A 20,419-nucleotide genomic window follows, 5' to 3' on the forward strand; every position below is an offset into this window, starting at 1 on the left:
AAAATCGCTAATAACTTCGTTAAAGATTTTGAAGTTAGAGCAACTAGCTTGCAGCAATCTTTGCCTTGTTCTAAGCGATTTTTTCCGCGTAACCCCTGAACATATAATCAATGGCATTGGTATGCTTCCTTGCTACGGTTCAGGGAATCTCTAATTATTAGAATAAGTTAAGTGAATAAAAAAGCCCCAAGCGGGGCTTTTGTGGTTTGCGTTATATTTTAGTGGTCTACCGCACCGCCAGCGCCTGCTGGTACACGTACGTGCTCGACTAGGTCTTTTACTTCTTGTGGTGTTTCTGCCGTTACTTTCGATACAGCGAATGCCACGATGAAGTTGAACACAGCACCAATTGCACCAAATGCGTTTGGTTCGATGCCTAGGAACCAGTTCTGACCCCAGCTTTGTAGGTAAGTCCAGTCAGCAACAAATAGGATGCCTTTGTGCTGGAATACGTAGAATAGCGTGATACTGATACCCGCAATCATACCCGCGATTGCGCCTTCTTTGTTGATGCTCTTACTGAAGATACCCATCATCAACGCAGGGAAGATGGAGGATGCCGCCAGACCGAAGGCGAGCGCTACCGTACCGGCTGCAAACCCTGGCGGATTCAAGCCTAAGTAACCGGCGACTGCGATGGCGACTGCCATGGAGATTCGGCTCGCGAGCAGCTCTTTCTTCTCGGATATGTTCGGATTTATCACACCTTTGATTAAGTCATGAGATATTGCGGACGAAATCGCCAGTAGTAGACCTGCAGCTGTCGATAGTGCTGCCGCCAGACCACCTGCTGCGACAAGTGCGATAACCCAGTTAGGTAGCTTAGCAATCTCTGGGTTTGCTAGTACCATGATGTCACGGTCAACTTTCAGCTCATTGGTTGCTGGGTTTGACGTGTACTCGATCAGACCGTCGCCGTTCTTATCATCAAAGCCTAGTAGACCTGTTTTCTCCCAGTTCTTGAACCAGTCAGGACGCTCATCATAAGCAAGGTGCTGACCCGGAGCTGGGTTAACGGTATCCATTAAGTTTAGACGTGCCATTGCAGATACTGCAGGTGCTGTTGTGTAAAGGATAGCGATGAAAACTAGTGCCCAACCTGCTGATGTACGTGCATCACGAACCTTAGGCACGGTAAAGAAACGGATGATTACGTGTGGCAGACCCGCCGTACCGATCATCAGTGACATGGTGTACACGAACATGTTTAGCGTGTCGCCACGAACTTGAGTGGTGTATTCACTGAAGCCGAGTTCGGTGACCACTTGGTCGAGCCGATCGAGTAGATAGACATCGGTGCCTTGGATGGTACTACCTAGACCGATCTGTGGTAGTGGGTTACCTGTTAGTTGCAGAGAGATAAAGATTGCAGGAATAGTGTAAGCAAGAATGAGTACGCAATATTGAGCAATCTGCGTGTAGGTAATGCCTTTCATGCCGCCCATTACGGCGTACATGAATACGATACACATACCGATCAGTAGACCTGTTGAGTAATCCACTTCTAGGAAACGCCCGAACGCCACGCCCACGCCTTTCATCTGACCGATAACGTAAGTTACTGATGCGATGATAAGACACACAACCGCTACGATACGCGCTGCGTTAGAGTAGAAACGCTCACCTACGAATTCTGGCACAGTAAACTTACCGAACTTACGTAGGTATGGTGCAAGCAGAAGTGCCAGTAGTACGTAACCGCCTGTCCAACCCATCAGGAATACCGAGCCGCCGTAGCCCATGAAGGCAATCAAGCCTGCCATTGAGATGAATGATGCTGCTGACATCCAGTCTGCTGCGGTTGCCATGCCGTTAGCGATAGGGTTTACACCGCCGCCTGCAACATAGAATTCTTTGGTTGAGCCCGCACGAGCCCAAATCGCAATACCGATGTAGAGGACGAACGTCGCGCCAACCACCAGATAGGTAATAGTTTTCAAATCCATCTGAGTTACTCCTTACTCATCTACGCCGAATTCACGGTCGATTTGGCGCATTTTCCACGCGTAGTAGAAAATAATACCTAGGAAGGCATAGATGGAACCTTGTTGAGCAAACCAGAACCCGAGTTTGTATCCACCTAATTGAAATTGATTAAGTACGTCGACAAATAAAATGCCGCAGCCGAAAGACACTACGAACCAGATGACCATCAGGGTAATCATGAGCTTCACGTTCTTGTCCCAGTAGGCTTTGGCTCTTTCTTCGCTTTCAAATGCCATTGCCGTCTCCTTACGATTGGTATTGTTGTTAAAAAAATGTTTCAACATGTACATTAGCAAGGCACTGGCAAGAACTCTTTTCAACTTTAGTCGGGATGCTAAAAAGCAAAAACGCCCATTTTTAGGGCGTTTGAGAAGAAGTGAGAATAAAAGTGTGATGTTAATTTGATGTTAAATTAGCCAAAGGTCTAAGAGTTTTATCAATTAACATAGAAATCTTTTATACCAAGCAGCAAATTATTCAGTGCAACAGCAGCAAGGATAAGCCCCATTACGCGGCTGATGATGGCTGCGCCTACGTTACCAATCACTTTTTGAATCGTGTTTGCACCCAGTAACAAGAATAGGGTAACCAGAAGTACCGCAATCATGACGCCTGCGGTCATGGCTTGGTCGACGAAAGAGTAGCGGTTGTTATCGGTGAGCATCACGATAGCCATCATTGCACCCGGCGATGCAATCGAAGGGATCGCAAGAGGGTAAACGGCTAAGTCAGCGAGATCGGAGTGGCTGACTTCTTCGCCCAGTTTTTGTTCTTGTTCTGGCTTGCTCTCACCAAAAATCATCGACAATGCAAACAGCAATAACACTAAGCCACCAGCGGCTTGAAAGGCGGGCAATGGGATTTGCATTGCTTCCAGCAACAACTGACCGGCAATAAGAAAGAACAACAACACACCCATTGAAATGGCAATGGCTTTTAATGCGACGAGGCGACGCTGTTTTGCCGTGAGGTGTTGAGTTTGTGATAGATAAACGGGTACTGAACCAATCGGGTCGATGACGGCCCAGAGTACGACGAATTGAGTGACGAGAATACTTAGCAAAGTATGACCTCCCAGAGTTAGCGGTTTAACAGAGGGATGAAAAAGGCTGCGTGGTGCAATCTATGCCAATCGTAGCTAGTAATTGCTTATTCTAGCTTGTGAAAACGCTCGATAACGGCGTTAAAAATTTCGATTGTAGGAGAACTACTTATCGAAAATTTTCGCCTTGTTCTGAAGCCTTTTTCCTACGCTATTTATAAGCTCTGACTCACTGTGATTGGCATTATCATTTTAACGTCTGTTGTTCTTTTTGCGTCATATAAATGTGAATTAGATATATTTACTAACACATTACTGCTCGGGTTCCATTTGCTGCAGTAGGATGACGGCTTGAGTTCGGTTTTTCACGCCCAGTTTGCGGAAAATTGCGGTCATGTGGGCTTTGATGGTGGCCTCTGAGACATTGAGCTCGTAAGCGATTTGTTTGTTGAGTAAGCCATCGGAAAGCATGCCCAACACTTTGTATTGCTGGGGGGTAAGTGCGGCAATTTTTTCTGCCAAGTCATTACAAGCTGCGTTATTGGTGATCAAGCCTTCTGGGAAGTATGGGTCGCCATTAAGGACTTGGTTAAGGGCATTGACTAGCTCACGCATGTCGCTCGATTTTGGAATAAAGCCGAACGCACCGTGGCTTTTCACTTGTGTGACCACGCTTGCTTCTTCGCTGGCAGATACCACCACCACTGGGATATCTGGGTATTCAGCACGAAGGTGAATCAACCCCGACATGCCATTTGCGCCTGGCATCTTGAGATCTAACAACACCAAATCTGGCTCTTCTTCTTTTTCCAGCAACGCGAGTAGAGCATCCAGCGTATCCGCTTCGAGAAGGTTAGCACCACTCACAGCCATGTGTACCGATTGGAACAAGGCATTGCGGAACAGCGGGTGATCATCAGCGATGATAATGGTGTAGGTCGAATCCATGACGTTAAACACTTTTGACTATTTCGTTAATGGAATTATTGTCCACCTTTAAGAATGTGGACAATATTTATCCGCTAAAAGTCTGAACTAAATCGACTTTTATTAGAAAAATTGCATATAAACGCAACTTTCTCAGTTTTATTGAGACAACAAAAAACGCCAGTGAATAATCACTGGCGTTTGAATGATTCATCATCAGAATCGGTTGATGTGCTCTAAGAAAGGCTCGGCTTGCATAAAGCCCGTCAAACGAGCGTTTGAAACATGTTCGCCATTGGCATCCCAGAACTCAATCGTTGGTAAACCCAGTACATTCATATGTTTAAGCAGCTCGATGTCTTGCACTTGGTTCTTAGTTACGTCCGCTTGCAGAAGAACGAAGTCTTGTAGTTTGGCTTCGACGCTTGGGTCATGGAAGGTGTACTTCTCGAACTCTTTACATGCTACGCACCAGTCGGCGTAGAAATCCAGCATCACTGGTTTACCTACTTGTTTCGCCTGAGCAAGTGCAGCCTCAAGCTCAGCCACGTTAGTAATACGAGTAAAACTCACTGTTGCTTGCTGAGTTTGTGTAGTGGTGTTGCCGCCAAACCAATAGTTCAATGCTGGTTGAGCAGAAGCAAACAAACCAAGCACAGCAATGATGCCTACTGCGCTTTGCTTCCAACCGCCAAATTCTAGGCTGTTTTTGATGTGGTATAGCCAACCAAAAGCCGCGATACCCAGTGCTGACCACAATGCCGTAGCCCACATTTCTGGCAAGATACGCTCAAGTAGGAAGATAGGAGCTGCCAGTAGAATGAAGCCGAACAGCGTCTTAACGCGATCCATCCAACCTCCTGCTTTTGGCAGAAGTTTGTTGCCGAATACTGCAACAAGAATGAGTGGAATACCCATACCCATTGCTAGTGCATAGAGCGCGATACCACCTGTCAGTAAGTCACCGCTTTGTGCAACGTAAAGTAGCGCACCAGACAGAGGAGCTGTGGTGCATGGGGAGCACACCAAACCAGAAATCGCACCCATGGCGAATACACCTGCGCTGCTACCACCTTGTTGTTTGTTGCTGAGGTTGTTTAACCAAGTTTGTACGCCACTTGGCAGTTGCAGGTTATAAACGCCAAACATAGACAGAGCGAGCACCACGAATAGCACACTCAAACCAATCAACACGTAAGGGTGTTGCATCGCTGCTTGGAACTGCATGCCCGCAGATGCGACCACAAGACCGAGTAGGGTGTAAGTCAGCGCCATGCCTTGCACGTAGACAAAAGATAAGCCTAGTGCGCGGCGTTGGCTCAATTTGCCACTGCCAAGCACGATGCTAGTCAGAATTGGGTACATCGGCAGTACACATGGTGTAAATGCCAAACCTACGCCAAGCGCCAAAAACAGAAGTGGCGTCCACCAGTTATCAGCTAGGTTTGCGGCAAGGCTATCTTGCTGTGTTACTGGAGCCGATGATGTGCCGCTAGAACTAGATGATTGCGCCGCTGGTGGCGTTGCTGTTGGCGCTTGTTCTGCTTTTGGTGCAGTCGTCGCCGCTGTTGAATCTGAGTTCGATGAAGTAAACGCGCTGATAGGAATCACGCGAGTTTCTGGTGGGTAACAGAAGCCTGCTTTCGCACAACCTTGGTATTGTACTACCACGCGTGCTCCGTCTTGCCAGTCGTGCATTGGGACGTTAACGAACAGAGGCTGAGTGTAGATATGTACGTCACCAAAGAATTCATCTTTATGCGGCGTTCCATCTTCCATTTGCAGTTCGCCTAACGACACCTTCTCGCCCGCTACCGACAAACGTTCTTGATACAGGTAGTAACCATCACGTACCTGCCAATCCAACATTAATTTGCCGTCTTGCTGGTAGTAGTTGAATGGGAAAGCCTGATCGACAGGTACAAAGGTATCGTTGCTGCTGCCAAAAGCATTGCTTTGACTGTTGTTTAACTGATCATTGCCAAACAAAGCAAAAGAAGGCGCAGAGAAGGTAATAAGCCCTAAGAGTAAGACGGAGAGTAATGCACGCATAAAAGGTTCAATTCATCTTAGATAATTGCCGTTAGTGTAACTCAATCAGACCTGCTGACTAGCCAATAAGTTTCATGGAAGTGAAGATTTGTTAAGCGCTCTCCAATGCGACAGGCAATAAAAAAGGGAGCCGAAGCTCCCCGAGTAAGACTCTGTTTCTACTAGATCAGCAGACCACCGAATGCGAAGCCAAGTGCTACCGCAGAAGCGATGGTTACCACACCAGGTACAAAGAATGGGTGGTTGAATACGTATTTACCGATACGAGTTGAACCCGTGTCGTCCATCTCAACCGCTGCTAGAAGCGTTGGGTAAGTTGGCAGTACGAATAGCGCACTTACTGCTGCGAAAGACGCAACTGCGGTAAGTGGTGCCACACCGATTGCTAGTGCTGCTGGCATAAGCGCAACGGTAGTTGCACCTTGCGAGTAAAGCAGCATTGAAGCAAAGAATAGAACAAGTGCTAGCATCCATGGGTAGTCTGCTAGTAGCGCACCAGCCACTTCTTTGATGCCGTCAACGTGCGCGTTAACGAACGTAGAACCTAGCCATGCTACGCCAAGAACACACACACACGCTGTCATACCAGAGCGGAATGTTGCTGCTGCTGGGATTTTGCCAGCGTCGATTTTACAGCTCATTACGATAGCTGCCGCAGCTGCAAGCATTACCGTCATGATAGCTTCGTTACGACCTAGAGCAGGGTTCTCGATAAGGCCAACAGAGCCAGAGATTGCTGCTGCGTAACACACTACGAATGCGATAGCGCCTAGGAAGATGAAAGTTGCTTTCTTCGCTGTTGGCAGGATTTCGCGCTTAGATTCTGTGTTTAGCTTGATCAAGCCTTTTGCTAGACGGTCTTGGTATTCAGGATCGTCTTTAAGCTCGCTACCCATGAAGTTCGCTACGAATGCACCGATCATACAAGCGATGAACGTTGTTGGGATACAGATCGCTAGTAGCGTCAAGTAGTCAACGCCGAATGGGTGAAGCATTGCTGCGAACGCTACAACTGCCGCTGAGATTGGCGATGCTGTGATAGCGATTTGCGATGCAACTACCGCGATAGATAGTGGACGAGAAGGGCGAACGCCTTGACCTTTTGCTACTTCTGCAATTACAGGTAGAGTAGAGAAAGCGGTATGACCTGTACCTGCCATCAGTGTCATTAGGAATGTCACGATAGGCGCGTAAAAAGTGATGCGTTCGGGATGTTTACGCAAAAAGTCTTCTGCAACTTGAACCATCCAGTCCAAACCACCCGCAACTTGCATTGCTGCGATAGCGGTAATTACAGACATGATGATCAGGATTACGTCGACAGGGATGTAAGCTTGGCTTGTCGGTACGCCTAGGATTAAAGACAATGCAATTACCCCAGCACCACCGGCAAAACCAATGCCGATACCACCGATTCTTGCCCCCAAATAGATGAAGAGCAGAACCACGAAGAGTTCGACCATTACCATATTGATACCTCTTTTAGTTTTTTAATGATTCTGATTTTTTGAGCACTCAGGAACAGGAGTAAGTGTTCAGAAAATCAGAACCTGATCGGCTTACGGCAATAAAAAGCGCATAAAAAATGTGGTTAACCGTATCAGAGCCTAAAAAAGGGCCCCGTTAGGGACCCCTTTACATATACGATTACTCGTAGCGTTTCGCTTTATAAGTCGGATGCATGAAGTTTTCAACCGATAAGATGTCATCTAGCTCTTCTGCAGTTAATAAACCGCGTTCTAGAACCACATCACGTACGCTCTTACCTGTTTCAGCACAGATCTTACCCACAATATCGCCCTCGTGGTGACCGATGTATGGGTTTAGGTAAGTTACGATACCGATAGAGTTGTAAACGTAGTTCTCACAAACTTCTTTGTTCACAGTGATGCCATCGATACATTTGTCACGTAGGTTCACACACGCGTTGTGTAGTAGAGAGATAGACTCGAACACGCTTTGTGCGATAACTGGTTCCATTACGTTAAGCTGTAGCTGCCCGCCTTCTGCTGCGAAAGAAACCGTGTTGTCGTTACCTAGAACTTTGAAGCAAACTTGGTTTACTACTTCAGGGATAACTGGGTTTACTTTAGCTGGCATGATTGAAGAGCCTGCTTGCATTTCTGGTAGGTTCAGTTCGTTCAGACCTGCACGTGGACCAGAAGAAAGTAGACGAAGGTCGTTACAGATCTTCGATAGTTTCACTGCTAGACGTTTCAGCGCACCGTGCGTCATCACGTAGGCACCACAGTCAGAGGTTGCTTCGATTAGGTCTTCTGCTGCAACCACTTCAACGCCAGTGACTTCCGCTAGGTGTTTCACTGCTAGTGCTTGGTAACCAGTTGGTGCGTTTAGACCAGTACCGATTGCCGTTGCCCCTAGGTTGATTTCTAGTAGTAGTTTAGATGTGTAATCTAGGGCACGAATTTCTTCGTTTAGTGTTACTGCCCATGCGTGGAACTCTTGACCTACAGTCATAGGAACCGCGTCTTGAAGCTGAGTACGACCCATCTTCAACACATCTTTGAATTCTTGTGCTTTAAGCTCGAATGCGCCTTTTAGGTATTCGATCGCTTCCATCAACTGATGAACACTGTTGTAAACCGCGATACGGAAGCCCGTTGGGTACGCACAGTTTGTTGATTGGCTCTTGTTAACGTGATCGTTCGGGTTGATGAACTCATATTGGCCTTTTTCCTTGCCCATCAGTTCAAGTGCAACGTTCGCGATAACTTCGTTTGTGTTCATGTTAACTGACGTGCCTGCGCCACCTTGGAATACGTCTGAAGGGAACTGATCCATGCACTTACCTGTTTCAAGGATCAAATCACACGCTTCTAGAATGTAGTTAGCAACGTCTTTTGGAATCGCACCTAGCTCTTTGTTTGCTAGTGCAGCGGCTTTCTTAGTCATTACCATGCCACGCACAAATTCAGGTACGTCAGAGATGGTAGTGCTTGAAATGTTGAAGTTTTCGATAGCGCGAAGCGTGTGGATGCCGTAGTAAGCATCGGCAGGGACATGACGTTGGCCTAATAGATCTTCTTCAATACGAGTGGCTTGGTTTGCTGTCTTTGGAGCATCAGATAGTGTAGCCATAACAGGATCCTTAGATAATAATTCTGATATTTAAGTTATTTATTAGCCATTTCTGCAATCAAGAATCCATTCATCAGAGTTTTTGGCTGGAAAAACCGTCCTGACTTATGTGGCACATCATACTGCACCTAGCGCATAAAAATAGTAAGTGGATCACCTTTTTCGCTTTTAATGCGTCAATAATTTGCAAAGTATGAACGGGATATTAATAACCCTTTATGGGTAGATGTTTTTCCTCGACAAACATGGGTTTTAAGAGTCCGAAAATAGCACTTTTCAACGATCAATTTTTGTATATGCACCTTTGTTCAAAGAGCGCTTTTTGCACAATGCATTCTCCCTAGGGTGAACACGCTTTTTTACAACGATTCGTTTGAGCTTAGTAGGCTTTTGCCATTACACTGAATTCAACAAAGGAGGGCATGTGTTTCCTATCTTATTATTGGCGTTTATTTTCGTCCCGATCATCGAAATCGGTCTATTTATTCAGGTGGGAGGCTTCTTAGGTCTCTGGCCTACGATTGCTTTGGTGTTGATTACTGCATTTGTTGGTGCGTCTTTGGTACGTAGCCAAGGCATCCAGACGCTAATGTCGGTGCAAGGGCGCTTAGAGCAAGGTGAGCTTCCAGCGCAACAGATTTTTGAAGGTGTGATGCTGGCGGTTGCCGGTGTGCTGTTGTTAACCCCAGGTTTCATGACCGATGCATTGGGTATGTTGGTATTGTTGCCAGCACCGCGAGCGGCAATTGCCAAATACCTAATGAGTAAGATGGTGGTGAAGACCATGAACGGTGGCGGCTTCCAAGGTGGCTTCTCAAATCAAGGTCCATTTGAGCAAGACCCGTTCCGTCGTGACCCATTTGATTCTCAATCGGATAACGGCAACACCTTCGAAGGTGAATACGAGCGTAAAGACGACAATGATCGTAACAAGCTCAACTGATTCAATCGGTCAGTAAGAAAAGCAAAAGGGCGCATTCAGCGCCCTTTTTAGTATCTGTCATTTGCTGTGCTTACAGCGCGCCTTCAAAGCCCATCTGGCGCCACGCTTCAAACGCAATGATAGCTACGGCATTAGATAGGTTTAGGCTGCGTGCGTCCGGCATCATTGGAATGCGGATACGTTGCTCCATTGGCAGGCTATCGATCACGTCTGCTGGCAGACCACGCGTTTCCGGACCAAACATCAAAACATCGCCTTCTTGGTATTTTGCATCGACGTGATGACCTGTGGTCTTGGTCGTACATGCAAACAGGCGGTAGTTGCCTTGTTTCTCTTTCTCTAAGTATTCCAAGAATGCTTGATAATTTTTATGACGCGTCACGCGAGCCAAATCGTGGTAATCCAAACCTGCGCGGCGGACTTTCTTCTCTTCTAGATCGAAACCCAGTGGCTCAATCAGGTGCAGATTCGCACCACAGTTAGCACACAGGCGAATAATGTTGCCGGTGTTCGGCGCGATTTCTGGTTCGTATAGAGCGATATCAAACATGGTATTGAATTAGATTGGTCAAAACAGGCGAGCAGTATATACCCAAGTCACCATGAGAAGCGAGATTCAACACAATGACTGGGTATAGAAGAGGGTAACCTCTCAGCGTGTTGCCCTAATTGTGAGGGATTAACTTAGAGCGCGAGCGTAGTTCTCTTCTACTGCGCGCCAGTTGACCACATTCCACCATGCGTCGATGTATTCAGGACGACGGTTTTGGTAGCTGATGTAGTATGCGTGTTCCCACACATCCAATGCTAGGACTGGTTCACCTTGTACCGCGGCAACGTCCATTAGAGGGTTGTCTTGGTTACTCGTTGACGTAATGTGAATATCGCCATCTTTTACGACCAGCCAAGCAAAGCCAGAGCCGAAAGTATTGATAGCAGCTTGTGCGAACTCATCTTTAAACTTTTCGAAGTCGCCATATCTGTCGTTGATGGCTTGCGCTAGAGCACCTTGAGGTTCACCGCCACCGTTTGGTGACATGCAGTTCCAGTAAATGATGTGATTGTAATAGCCGCCACCGTTGTTGCGGATAGCTGGACTGTGTTGAGAAATGCAAGCGAAGATGTCATCGAGGCTTTGGGTCTCGAGAGCGCTGCCTTTTGCGGCAGCCATGAATTTGTCGTAATAAGTTTTATGGTGTTTGCTGTAGTGAACTTCCATTGTTTTCGCATCGATGTACGGCTCTAACGCATCGTATTCGTATGGAAGCTCTGGGAAAATGTGCGACATTGTAAATCCTCCTTTATGGAGGATTTACTTTAATGTTAATGAAAATCATTATCAACTTTGATCTTTGTAAGGTTATTTGCCTGCGCTGATCAATGGTAGGGTGATGGTGACACGCAAACCGCCGAGTGGGCTACGGCTAGCAACAATCGAACCGCTGTGCTGACGAATCGCACTGTCGGTGATGGTTAATCCTAAGCCAGTACCACCTGAATGGCGATCTCGTGCTGTAGATACACGGTAAAACGGGCGGAAAATTGCTTCCAATTCTTCGTCAGGTACGCCTTCCCCATTGTCGTCAACCACGATGCTGAGGGTATCGAATGAATCCTGAATGTCGATTCTTACTTCATCTTTGCCGTAGTAAATCGCGTTGCGGATGATATTTTCTACCGCGCTCATCAACAATTTAGGATTACCAGAGATACTGCGATCCGGTAAGGTTGAATAGCTAAGGGTTTTACCCATTTGCTCGGCTTCAAACTGCGCGTCTTTGATGATCTCTTCCCATAAGCTGACAATTGGCTGAGTCTCGCGCGTCATGTGACTGTTTACCTGCATGCGCGACAGTTCAAGCAGCTCGGCAATCATCTGCTCTAAGCGCTGCGCTTCGGTATCAATACGAGTTAGCTCTGGGCTTTCACCTTGTTTACGAGTCGCCAACGCACTTGCCATACGCAGGCGAGTGAGTGGGGAACGCAGCTCGTGTGAGATGTCTGAGAGTAAACGCTGCTGACCAGAAATCATTTGATTCACAGCCTCGACCATTTGGTTGAAGCTCGTACCTGCTTGGCGAAACTCGGTGGTGCCTTTCTCTAGATTCGGATCGATGACAAACTCACCTTTAGCAACGCGTTGTGCTGCGGTTTCCAATCGTCGAGCTGGTTGGCTCAATGCCCATGCTAACCATAATAATAGCGGTGTACTCACCAGCATAACGGCGAGCAGCAACTGCAATGGGTGGTCAAACAGGCGCAACATGATTGGTGGCGGCTCGTTCCACTTAAAGCCGACGTACATCAGTAGATCTGAATTAGCGACATTGATTGGCACTGGACCTGCAATCATGTAACGACCGTAGAGTTTTTGTTTCGGCTGTGACTGATCTTCAATACTGGTGACAAAATTTTGCAGTGCACGCAGCTTAAAGTCTTTGTGGCTCGAGGTGCTTAAGACATTCCCTTCGTGATCGGAAAAGAAGATCCTTGGACGTGGGTCATGCTTGCTGCGTCGTTGTCCTTCAAGGCTAAATAAGATTTTGCCGAGGTTATCTTGGTTGCGATACTTCTTCTCAATACCGTCACGTATTTCAAGCATACGTTGATAATGCTCTTTTGGAATGTCGCGCGCTTTCCGTGGATCAAGATGAGGTAGTGACAGCACAGCCATCAGAACCAAAAACATGGTGAACCAGAAGATGGCAAAGATGCGTCCATACAAGCTGTTTATCTTCGGTAGTTTGAAGCGTGGTGCTCGCATTAATCCTCCTCAATCAACATGTAGCCGCGCCCTCGTAGGGTTTTAATGCGTGGCTTACCGTTACTCTGATCTGGCAGTTTCTTCCGTAGGTTGGACACGTGCATATCGATCGCGCGGTCAAAGGCTGCAAGGCGCTTACCAAGCACGTCAAGACTCAGGGTTTCTTTAGTGAGGACTTGCCCCGGATTTTGTACAAAGTGAGTCAACAAGGCGAACTCTGTGGTCGTTAAATCCAGCAGAACCTCTTCACAATAGGCTTCCTGTTTGCCTGGATAGAGTTTGATTTCTTGATACTCAATGCAGTCACCGTTTTTAGTGCTCTTTTGAGTGCTGCTTGTGCGGCGTAAAATTGCTCGGATACGTGCCAGTAGTTCGCGGTCGCTGAATGGTTTTGGCAGGTAATCATCCGCACCCAGTTCAAGACCGATCACGCGATCGATTTCTTCGCCTTTAGCTGTCAGCATTAGAACAGGCGTTTCCCAGTTTTCACGCAGGCGCTTTAAGGTTTCCATTCCATTGAGTTTTGGCATCATGACATCGAGCAAAATAAGGTCGATTTCGTCAGTGACTGCCGCGAGACCAGCTTCTCCATCGTTGGCTTCGTTGACGTTAAAACCTTCGAAGCTCAGCACTTCCTTAAGTAGGCTGGTTAGCTCGGTATCGTCATCAATCAAAAGAATGTTCGCCATATGAGTACCTATTTATCATTCGTAGTTGTTTTAATATTACATGGTAATGACGGTGAAGAATGAGTGTAAAAATCACTCTTTACGATTCTTTACGGTCTCTATACGTCGCTTTACCTAGTAGGTCGTATTCTACACTCAAGCGCTGTGAGAACAGCTCAGAAGAATCACTAACCTGTGTAAGGAATCGTATTATGAAAACTGCAAAGAAACTGGTACTAGCGGCTGTTGTTCTACCTCTAACTCTAGGTACAGCGAGTGCATTCGCATTTGGCGGTAAAGACCACAAAGGTCATCGCGGTGAGTGTGGTATGGGTATGGACCGCGGTATCATGCGTCAACTAGACCTAACTGATGCACAAAAAGACCAACTAAAAGAAATGCGTGAAGCGAACAAAGCGGAAATGAAAGCAAAATTCGCGGATGGTAAAGAAGCACGTATGGCTGAGCGTCAAGCGCACCACGAAAAGGTTCAAGCACTGCTATTGGCTGATAACTTCGATGCAGCAGCGGCAAACGACCTAGCAAAAGAGATGGTTGAGAAGCAAACTGAGCGTCGCGTTAAGATGATGGAGAAAAAGCACCAAATGCTGAGTGTTCTGACTCCTGAGCAAAAAACAAAATTTGTTGAGCTACAAAAAGAGCGTCAACAAAAGTGTGGCGAAAAAATGCAAAAACGCATGGAAAAGCACCACAACAGCTAATCGCTGAAAGATAACGTAAGAGAGGTAGCCAGAGTGCTGCCTCTTTTTGATCTTGGCGATTTCATACTCATTAAATCATTCTCAAGGTATACTCAAAGCACGGTTTGAGTTAACTATTTGATTATGAAACAGCAATACGCACGTTTAGTGACGATGGCAGCTTGGACGGCAACCATCGTTGCGATGCTTCTTTTGATTGTCAAAGTCATCACTTGGTGGGTGACGGGGTCAGTCAGCTTACTTGCCTCTTTAATTGACTCCATGCTGGATATTGCCGCTTCGGTGGTGAACCTCATTGTGGTGCGCTATTCCCTACAACCTGCCGACAGAGAACATACTTTTGGTCACGGTAAAGCCGAGTCGTTGGCGGCGCTGGCACAAGCGATGTTTATTTCTGGTTCAGCGGTGTTCTTGATCCTGAACGGTGTCGAGCGCTTCTTCCGCCCACATGAATTAAACGCTCCAGAGCTCGGTGTTTACGTTTCTCTATTTGCTATGGTGGTCACTTTTGGACTTGTGATGTTCCAAAAGCATGTCGTGCGTGTGACGGGCAGTCAGGCGATCGCCGCCGACTCACTGCATTACCAAACAGACCTGTATATGAATGGGGCCATTATGGTGGCATTAGGTTTGAGCTACTTTGGTGTCACCCAAGCCGATGCAGTGTTTGCGGTGGGTATTGGTATCTTTATTTTATACAGCGCATTCAAGATGGTCAGTGAGGCGATTCAGACCTTGTTGGATAGAAAGCTGCCAGATGAAGAGTTGGGACAGATTCGTCAAGAGTGCTTAAAAGTGGAAGGGGTATTGGGTGTGCATCAGTTACGTACACGTATGTCTGGTCCAACGCGCTTTATCCAACTGCACTTAGAATTGGATGATAACTTACGTTTGATCGAGGCCCACCACATTGCCGATAAAGTAGAAGATAATCTACTTGAGCTGTTCCCGGAAGCGGATGTGCTGATCCATCAAGATCCATTGTCAGTGGTGTTTGGTCCAGAAAGAGGCCAGAAGGCGCAAGATTGGTAACAGTCGAAAAATCGGGCTGTGCCTGACGACAAATAGGCGCTTATTGACTATCTTTCCATCACTACTTATTAAGAATCGTGATCCTGATGTGAATCAACGAAGTTGCAAAGAGAAACTGTAATACTCTTACATAAGTAGAAAAGTTACATAAAAAAGTGTGTTTTCATTGGTATTCCTGTAGAGGAAATGTAACATAACGCACAGTTCTGGATTATGCAGGTTGCTTGGTAACAAGGGGCCTAAAAGAAAATTAAATAATTGATTGCCAAAGATCGAGGGTGAGCATGATTAAGAAGATCGGTGTTTTAACAAGTGGCGGTGACGCACCTGGTATGAACGCTGCAGTACGCGGCGTAGTTCGTACAGCACTATCTGAGGGATTGGAAGTTTACGGTGTTTACGATGGCTACCTAGGTCTTTACGAAGACCGCATCGAAAGGTTAGATCGTTCTAGCGTTTCTGATGTGATCAACAAGGGTGGTACATTCCTAGGTTCTGCACGTTTCCCTGAATTCAAGGAAGTGGCAGTACGCGAACAAGCGATTGAGAACCTTAAAAAGCACGGTATCGATGCACTAGTTGTTATCGGTGGTGACGGTTCTTACATGGGTGCTAAGAAACTGACTGAGATGGGTTACCCATGTATCGGTCTACCAGGCACAATCGATAACGATATCGCAGGTACAGATTACACAATCGGTTACCTAACAGCGCTAAACACAGTTATCGACGCAATCGACCGTCTACGCGACACGTCTTCTTCTCACCAGCGTATTTCTATCGTAGAAATCATGGGTCGTCACTGTGGTGACCTAACTCTGATGTCTGCAATCGCAGGTGGCTGTGAGTACATCATTACTCCAGAAACTGGTCTAGATAAAGAGAAGCTGATTGGTAACATCCAAGACGGTATCTCTAAAGGTAAGAAGCACGCAATCATCGCGCTAACTGAGCTGATGATGGATGCAAACGAACTAGCGAAAGAGATCGAAGCGGCAACAGGTCGTGAGACTCGTGCAACGGTTCTTGGTCACATCCAACGTGGTGGTCGTCCAACTGCATTTGACCGCGTTCTAGCGTCTCGCATGGGTAACTATGCTGTTCACCTACTAATGGAAGGCCACGGTGGTCGTTGTGTTGGTATCGTGAAAGAGCAACTGGTTCACCACGACATCATTGATGCTATCGAGAACATGAAGCGTCCTGTACGCAACGACCTATACCAAGTTGCTGAAGAGCTATTCTAAGCCTGCTTGATAAAGTCAAAATCTAAAAAAACCGCGGTTATCCGCGGTTTTTTATTATCCGAAACTTGTCTAAGCTGAAGTTCGTCTGAGATTGAAACTGGCTTTATGTGGAACTAAGAGCTCGCATGCTCTGCTAATGTGATACGACGCTCGCGCAGGGCAAAGAGATACCCTAACAAACCGCCTAGTGTGTTACCCAGAGCAATACCAATGAACAAACCTTCGATGCTATAAAGCTGACTGCCAATCCATGCCGCTGGCAGCGTAAAGACGAACAAGCGCATAAAGCTCCATTGGAAAGCGCGCAGCGGTTTGTGCATCGCGTTATAGCCACTCACCAGCATCATCACAATACCTTGGAAACCATAGCTAAACGGCACGACTAAGAGGTAATGCCACAGCAAGTCTTTTACTGCCGCTTCTTGGGAGAAGAGTGCTGCGAGAGGAATGCTAAGGGGCACCATCATCAAAAAGATAAAGCCTTGGAACACCACCGCAAAGCGCATGCTCAGGAACCAGCCAGCGAATGCACGAGCAGGGTTATTAGCCCCAAAGTTTTGCGCCATAAACGGGGTGAGTGCAGAAGTCAGTGACATCAACACCAAAATCAAGATCGACTCAATTCGCTGCGCAGCACCATAAGCGGCAACCGCTGCGGTGCCATGGTGAGACAAAATCATCATCAGAATCGCACCAGATAGCGGCGTCATCGCATTCGAGAGAGCAGCGGGCGTACCGATCTTGAGCGTTTGTTGCCAATCTTGTTTGATGCACTGCCATTGTGGTGCCGCAAGTAGCTTTTCGCGTTTGATCAATACATAGAAAGAACCGCACAAAGCACCAAACCAACTGAATGCACTAGCAATCGCAGCGCCTTGAATGCCGAGCTCAGGAAAAGGACCGTAGCCAAAGATGAGTAATGGATCGAGTATGCCGTTAATCAATCCAGCGAGCATCATTATCTTCGCCGGAGTCTTGGTATCACCAGTCGCCCGAATAGCGCTATTGCCTGCCATTGGGATCACCAACAAGGGAATTGTCAGATACCAGACTTGCATGTACTGCTTGATCAGTGGAATGGAATCTTCTTTTGCGCCAAGGAAGCTGAATAATGGCTCGATGGTAAACAAACCTAGCGTTGAAGCAATCGTAACTAGAGCAACTGCCAGTAATAAACCATGGCTAGTAAAACGTGCTGCTTGAGAAGACTCTCCTTGACCCAACAGGCGACCGATATTGGTCGACAGACCCATACCAATGCCCATAGTGATGCAGTTCACAGCAAAGGTTACTGGGAAGGTATAACTGATTGCCGCGAGCGCTTCGGTACCCAATAGCGAGATGAAAAAGGTATCGACCAAGTTAAACATCAAAATCGCGATCATGCCCATGGTCATGGGGACGGTCATTTTGCGTAAGGTGTCAGGAATGGGCGCGGTCAACAAACCATGCTTGTCTTGAGTCTGATTGTCCGGCTTATTCTTTTCCAGCATTTTTGACATCTATCTGGTGAGGGAAGGGCAAGGATACAAGAAAGCCGTTGCCTCGGCGAGTGAGCATTTCGCGCGCAAACCGTTGCTTAGCTGCCGGTTATTTTAACTAAGTCACAAAAAATTCACGTCTACCCCTTGGGATCCTTAGCTTTGCCCCTTATATAGTGATCACGTGCCCCTGCGCGGGCAATTATCAAATAAACATGGAAATTTTCAGGAGAGACGACCGATGAACATTCGTCCATTACATGACCGAGTTATCGTTGAACGTAAAGAAGTTGAATCAAAGTCAGCTGGTGGCATCGTTTTAACTGGTTCTGCTGCGGAAAAATCGACTCGCGGTGTTGTTCTAGCTGTGGGTAAAGGCCGCATCCTAGAGAACGGCACAGTGCTACCGCTGGACGTTAAAGTTGGTGATACTGTTATCTTCGCTGAAGGTTACGGTACTAAAACTGAAAAAATCGACGGTAAAGAAGTGCTAGTAATGTCTGAAAACGACATCATGGCTATTGTCGACTAATAGCAATCGTTGAGTAATTTTTTGCTCTGATTCAAAAACGAAATCGAAAACAGAATTTAGAAAGGAAATCAAAGATGGCTGCTAAAGACGTTAAATTTGGTAATGACGCACGAGTTAAAATGCTAGAAGGCGTAAACGTTCTAGCGGACGCAGTAAAAGTAACACTGGGTCCTAAAGGTCGTAACGTAGTTCTAGACAAATCTTTTGGTGCACCAACGATCACTAAAGATGGTGTATCAGTAGCGCGTGAAATTGAACTGGAAGATAAATTCCAGAACATGGGCGCACAAATGGTTAAAGAAGTTGCGTCTAAAGCAAACGACGCAGCGGGTGACGGTACAACAACAGCAACCGTACTAGCGCAAGCAATCGTAAATGAAGGTCTAAAAGCGGTTGCAGCGGGTATGAACCCAATGGACCTTAAGCGCGGTATCGACAAAGCAGTTATCGCAGCAGTTGAGCAACTAAAAGAGCTATCTGTTGAGTGTAACGACACCAAAGCAATCGCACAGGTTGGTACCATCTCTGCGAACTCTGACTCAAGCGTAGGTAACATCATTGCTGAAGCAATGGAAAAAGTTGGTCGCGACGGTGTTATCACTGTTGAAGAAGGTCAAGCACTACAAGATGAGCTAGATGTAGTTGAAGGTATGCAGTTCGACCGCGGTTACCTATCTCCTTACTTCATCAACAACCAAGAAGCAGGTTCTGTTGATCTAGAAAACCCATTCATCCTTCTGATCGATAAGAAAGTATCGAACATCCGTGAACTTCTTCCAGCACTAGAAGCAGTAGCAAAAGCATCTCGCCCACTACTTATCATCGCTGAAGACGTAGAAGGTGAAGCACTAGCAACACTTGTTGTGAACAACATGCGTGGCATCGTGAAAGTAGCAGCAGTGAAAGCGCCTGGTTTCGGTGACCGTCGTAAAGCAATGCTACAAGACATCGCTATCCTAACTGGCGGTATCGTGATTTCTGAAGAAGTTGGTCTAGAGCTAGAAAAAGTAGCACTAGAAGACCTAGGTCAGGCGAAGCGCGTTGCAATCACAAAAGAAAACACAACCATCATCGATGGCGTGGGTGAAGAAGCAATGATCCAAGGTCGTGTTGCTCAAATCCGTCAGCAAATCGAAGATGCAACTTCAGACTACGACAAAGAGAAACTACAAGAGCGCGTTGCTAAGCTAGCAGGCGGTGTTGCAGTAATCAAAGTTGGTGCAGCAACTGAAGTTGAGATGAAAGAGAAGAAAGACCGCGTAGAAGATGCACTGCATGCAACTCGCGCAGCGGTTGAAGAAGGCGTTGTTGCTGGTGGTGGTGTAGCACTCATCCGTGCAGCATCTAAGATTGTTGACCTAGAAGGCGACAATGAAGAGCAAAACGTTGGTATCCGCGTTGCACTACGTGCAATGGAAGCGCCAATCCGTCAAATCACGAAGAACGCGGGTGATGAAGAGTCAGTAGTAGCGAACAACGTGAAAGCAGGTGAAGGTTCTTACGGCTACAACGCAGCAACAGGCGAGTACGGCGACATGCTAGAGATGGGTATCCTAGACCCAACTAAAGTAACGCGTTCTGCTCTACAATTTGCAGCATCAGTTGCAGGTCTAATGATCACAACTGAAGCGATGGTTACTGACCTACCACAAAAAGAAGGCGCAGGTATGCCTGACATGGGTGGTATGGGCGGTATGGGTGGTATGGGCGGCATGATGTAATTTGCTGCTGGTCTTGTCGCTCTAACGCCTTATAGCTGCATCGAAAGTGCTCATTTACGTGCGTAAACTCCGCGCTTTCTCTTTGCTCTAAGACGTTATAGCTTAAAGACAACCGACCAAACCAAACTAGGAAGCCGAGGTGAATGCCTCGGCTTTTTTATGTCTGTGAATTGGGACTGTTTGTTGGTGAGATTGAGTTGTAG

18 protein-coding genes are annotated in these 20,419 nt (G+C 46.8%); 6 read left to right on the plus strand and 12 right to left on the minus strand.

All coding sequences use genetic code 11. The features are described 5' to 3' along the window. Positions 1-218 precede the first annotated feature (218 nt). From NL647_RS23830 to aspA, 7 genes are all read right to left on the minus strand, one after another. Complete coding sequence (locus NL647_RS23830) at positions 219-1,946, minus strand: sodium:solute symporter family protein (RefSeq protein WP_005448271.1); 1,728 nt, start codon at positions 1,944-1,946, stop codon at positions 219-221. Between the two features lie 12 nt (positions 1,947-1,958). Next, complete coding sequence (locus NL647_RS23835) at positions 1,959-2,222, minus strand: DUF4212 domain-containing protein (RefSeq protein WP_005448273.1); 264 nt, start codon at positions 2,220-2,222, stop codon at positions 1,959-1,961. Between the two features lie 200 nt (positions 2,223-2,422). Continuing rightward, a complete protein-coding gene (locus NL647_RS23840) occupies positions 2,423-3,049 on the minus strand; it encodes a MarC family protein (RefSeq protein ID WP_005448274.1) in 627 nt (208 codons plus the stop codon). Between the two features lie 291 nt (positions 3,050-3,340). Further along, on the minus strand, positions 3,341-3,976 hold the full coding sequence (locus NL647_RS23845; RefSeq protein WP_005448275.1) for a response regulator transcription factor: 636 nt from the start codon (positions 3,974-3,976) through the stop codon (positions 3,341-3,343). A 195-nt stretch (positions 3,977-4,171) separates the two neighbouring features. Further along, the gene (locus tag NL647_RS23850; RefSeq protein ID WP_253650735.1) at positions 4,172-6,007 is read right to left on the minus strand and encodes a protein-disulfide reductase DsbD; all 1,836 of its coding nucleotides are present in this window, start codon (positions 6,005-6,007) and stop codon (positions 4,172-4,174) included. Between the two features lie 161 nt (positions 6,008-6,168). Then, a complete protein-coding gene (locus NL647_RS23855; protein ID WP_017190954.1) occupies positions 6,169-7,476 on the minus strand; it encodes an anaerobic C4-dicarboxylate transporter in 1,308 nt (435 codons plus the stop codon). 178 nt (positions 7,477-7,654) lie between these two features. Next, positions 7,655-9,106 (minus strand): aspartate ammonia-lyase, encoded by a 1,452-nt coding sequence (gene aspA, locus NL647_RS23860; RefSeq protein ID WP_005428778.1) that lies wholly within the window; start codon positions 9,104-9,106, stop codon positions 7,655-7,657. Between the two features lie 424 nt (positions 9,107-9,530). Between aspA and NL647_RS23865 the strand changes: the two genes are divergently transcribed. Then, a complete protein-coding gene (locus tag NL647_RS23865) occupies positions 9,531-10,049 on the plus strand; it encodes an FxsA family protein (RefSeq protein WP_005448278.1) in 519 nt (172 codons plus the stop codon). A gap of 70 nt (positions 10,050-10,119) precedes the next feature. Here NL647_RS23865 and trmL read toward each other — a convergent pair whose 3' ends face one another. The 4 genes from trmL to NL647_RS23885 all read right to left on the minus strand — a co-directional run bounded on the left by trmL (position 10,120) and on the right by NL647_RS23885 (position 13,502). Continuing rightward, a complete protein-coding gene (gene trmL / locus NL647_RS23870; protein WP_009698900.1) occupies positions 10,120-10,599 on the minus strand; it encodes a tRNA (uridine(34)/cytosine(34)/5-carboxymethylaminomethyluridine(34)-2'-O)-methyltransferase TrmL in 480 nt (159 codons plus the stop codon). 129 nt (positions 10,600-10,728) lie between these two features. Next, positions 10,729-11,337, minus strand: coding sequence for a superoxide dismutase (locus tag NL647_RS23875; RefSeq protein ID WP_005448279.1), 609 nt, complete (start codon positions 11,335-11,337; stop codon positions 10,729-10,731). Between the two features lie 72 nt (positions 11,338-11,409). Beyond that, positions 11,410-12,813: an envelope stress sensor histidine kinase CpxA gene (gene cpxA, locus NL647_RS23880; RefSeq protein WP_009700534.1), complete on the minus strand. Its 1,404-nt coding sequence runs from the start codon at positions 12,811-12,813 to the stop codon at positions 11,410-11,412. After that, a complete protein-coding gene (locus NL647_RS23885; RefSeq protein ID WP_005448283.1) occupies positions 12,813-13,502 on the minus strand; it encodes a response regulator in 690 nt (229 codons plus the stop codon). Before NL647_RS23885 ends, cpxA begins: the two co-directional genes overlap by 1 nt. Before the next feature lie 191 nt (positions 13,503-13,693). Between NL647_RS23885 and NL647_RS23890 the strand changes: the two genes are divergently transcribed. The 3 genes from NL647_RS23890 (at position 13,694) to pfkA (ending at position 16,482) form a co-directional block, all read left to right on the plus strand. After that, a complete protein-coding gene (locus tag NL647_RS23890; RefSeq protein ID WP_005448285.1) occupies positions 13,694-14,203 on the plus strand; it encodes a CpxP family protein in 510 nt (169 codons plus the stop codon). Positions 14,204-14,326: 123 nt separating this feature from the next. After that, on the plus strand, positions 14,327-15,235 hold the full coding sequence (gene fieF, locus NL647_RS23895; RefSeq protein ID WP_253650736.1) for a CDF family cation-efflux transporter FieF: 909 nt from the start codon (positions 14,327-14,329) through the stop codon (positions 15,233-15,235). Between the two features lie 284 nt (positions 15,236-15,519). Further along, positions 15,520-16,482 carry a 6-phosphofructokinase gene (gene pfkA / locus NL647_RS23900; RefSeq protein WP_005448288.1) on the plus strand — a complete coding sequence of 321 codons (963 nt, stop codon included), beginning with the start codon at positions 15,520-15,522 and terminating at the stop codon, positions 16,480-16,482. A 113-nt stretch (positions 16,483-16,595) separates the two neighbouring features. Here pfkA and NL647_RS23905 read toward each other — a convergent pair whose 3' ends face one another. After that, entirely contained in the window at positions 16,596-17,975 is a 1,380-nt protein-coding gene (locus NL647_RS23905) for an MATE family efflux transporter (protein WP_005448289.1), read from the minus strand. Positions 17,976-18,204: 229 nt separating this feature from the next. Between NL647_RS23905 and NL647_RS23910 the strand changes: the two genes are divergently transcribed. Both NL647_RS23910 and groL read left to right on the plus strand, forming a co-directional pair. Then, a complete protein-coding gene (locus NL647_RS23910; RefSeq protein ID WP_005448290.1) occupies positions 18,205-18,495 on the plus strand; it encodes a co-chaperone GroES in 291 nt (96 codons plus the stop codon). A gap of 74 nt (positions 18,496-18,569) precedes the next feature. Next, a complete protein-coding gene (gene groL, locus NL647_RS23915; protein ID WP_009698895.1) occupies positions 18,570-20,216 on the plus strand; it encodes a chaperonin GroEL in 1,647 nt (548 codons plus the stop codon). Positions 20,217-20,419 lie beyond the last annotated feature (203 nt).

Origin of the sequence: Vibrio sp. Y29_XK_CS5, assembly GCF_024181835.1 — a bacterium.
GTDB lineage: Bacteria > Pseudomonadota > Gammaproteobacteria > Enterobacterales > Vibrionaceae > Vibrio > Vibrio harveyi.

Excerpts from the sequence above, each read along its gene's own strand:
- NL647_RS23830 (WP_005448271.1), bottom strand. The coding sequence starts at position 1,946 with ATGGATTTGAAAACTATTACCTATCTGGTGGTTGGCGCGACGTTCGTC.
- NL647_RS23835 (WP_005448273.1), bottom strand. The coding sequence starts at position 2,222 with ATGGCATTTGAAAGCGAAGAAAGAGCCAAAGCCTACTGGGACAAGAAC.
- NL647_RS23845 (WP_005448275.1), bottom strand. The coding sequence starts at position 3,976 with ATGGATTCGACCTACACCATTATCATCGCTGATGATCACCCGCTGTTC.
- NL647_RS23850 (WP_253650735.1), bottom strand. The coding sequence starts at position 6,007 with ATGCGTGCATTACTCTCCGTCTTACTCTTAGGGCTTATTACCTTCTCT.
- NL647_RS23855 (WP_017190954.1), bottom strand. The coding sequence starts at position 7,476 with ATGGTAATGGTCGAACTCTTCGTGGTTCTGCTCTTCATCTATTTGGGG.
- aspA (WP_005428778.1), bottom strand. The coding sequence starts at position 9,106 with ATGGCTACACTATCTGATGCTCCAAAGACAGCAAACCAAGCCACTCGT.
- trmL (WP_009698900.1), bottom strand. The coding sequence starts at position 10,599 with ATGTTTGATATCGCTCTATACGAACCAGAAATCGCGCCGAACACCGGC.
- NL647_RS23875 (WP_005448279.1), bottom strand. The coding sequence starts at position 11,337 with ATGTCGCACATTTTCCCAGAGCTTCCATACGAATACGATGCGTTAGAG.
- cpxA (WP_009700534.1), bottom strand. The coding sequence starts at position 12,813 with ATGCGAGCACCACGCTTCAAACTACCGAAGATAAACAGCTTGTATGGA.
- NL647_RS23885 (WP_005448283.1), bottom strand. The coding sequence starts at position 13,502 with ATGGCGAACATTCTTTTGATTGATGACGATACCGAGCTAACCAGCCTA.
- NL647_RS23890 (WP_005448285.1), top strand. The coding sequence starts at position 13,694 with ATGAAAACTGCAAAGAAACTGGTACTAGCGGCTGTTGTTCTACCTCTA.
- fieF (WP_253650736.1), top strand. The coding sequence starts at position 14,327 with ATGAAACAGCAATACGCACGTTTAGTGACGATGGCAGCTTGGACGGCA.
- pfkA (WP_005448288.1), top strand. The coding sequence starts at position 15,520 with ATGATTAAGAAGATCGGTGTTTTAACAAGTGGCGGTGACGCACCTGGT.
- NL647_RS23905 (WP_005448289.1), bottom strand. The coding sequence starts at position 17,975 with ATGCTGGAAAAGAATAAGCCGGACAATCAGACTCAAGACAAGCATGGT.
- NL647_RS23910 (WP_005448290.1), top strand. The coding sequence starts at position 18,205 with ATGAACATTCGTCCATTACATGACCGAGTTATCGTTGAACGTAAAGAA.
- groL (WP_009698895.1), top strand. The coding sequence starts at position 18,570 with ATGGCTGCTAAAGACGTTAAATTTGGTAATGACGCACGAGTTAAAATG.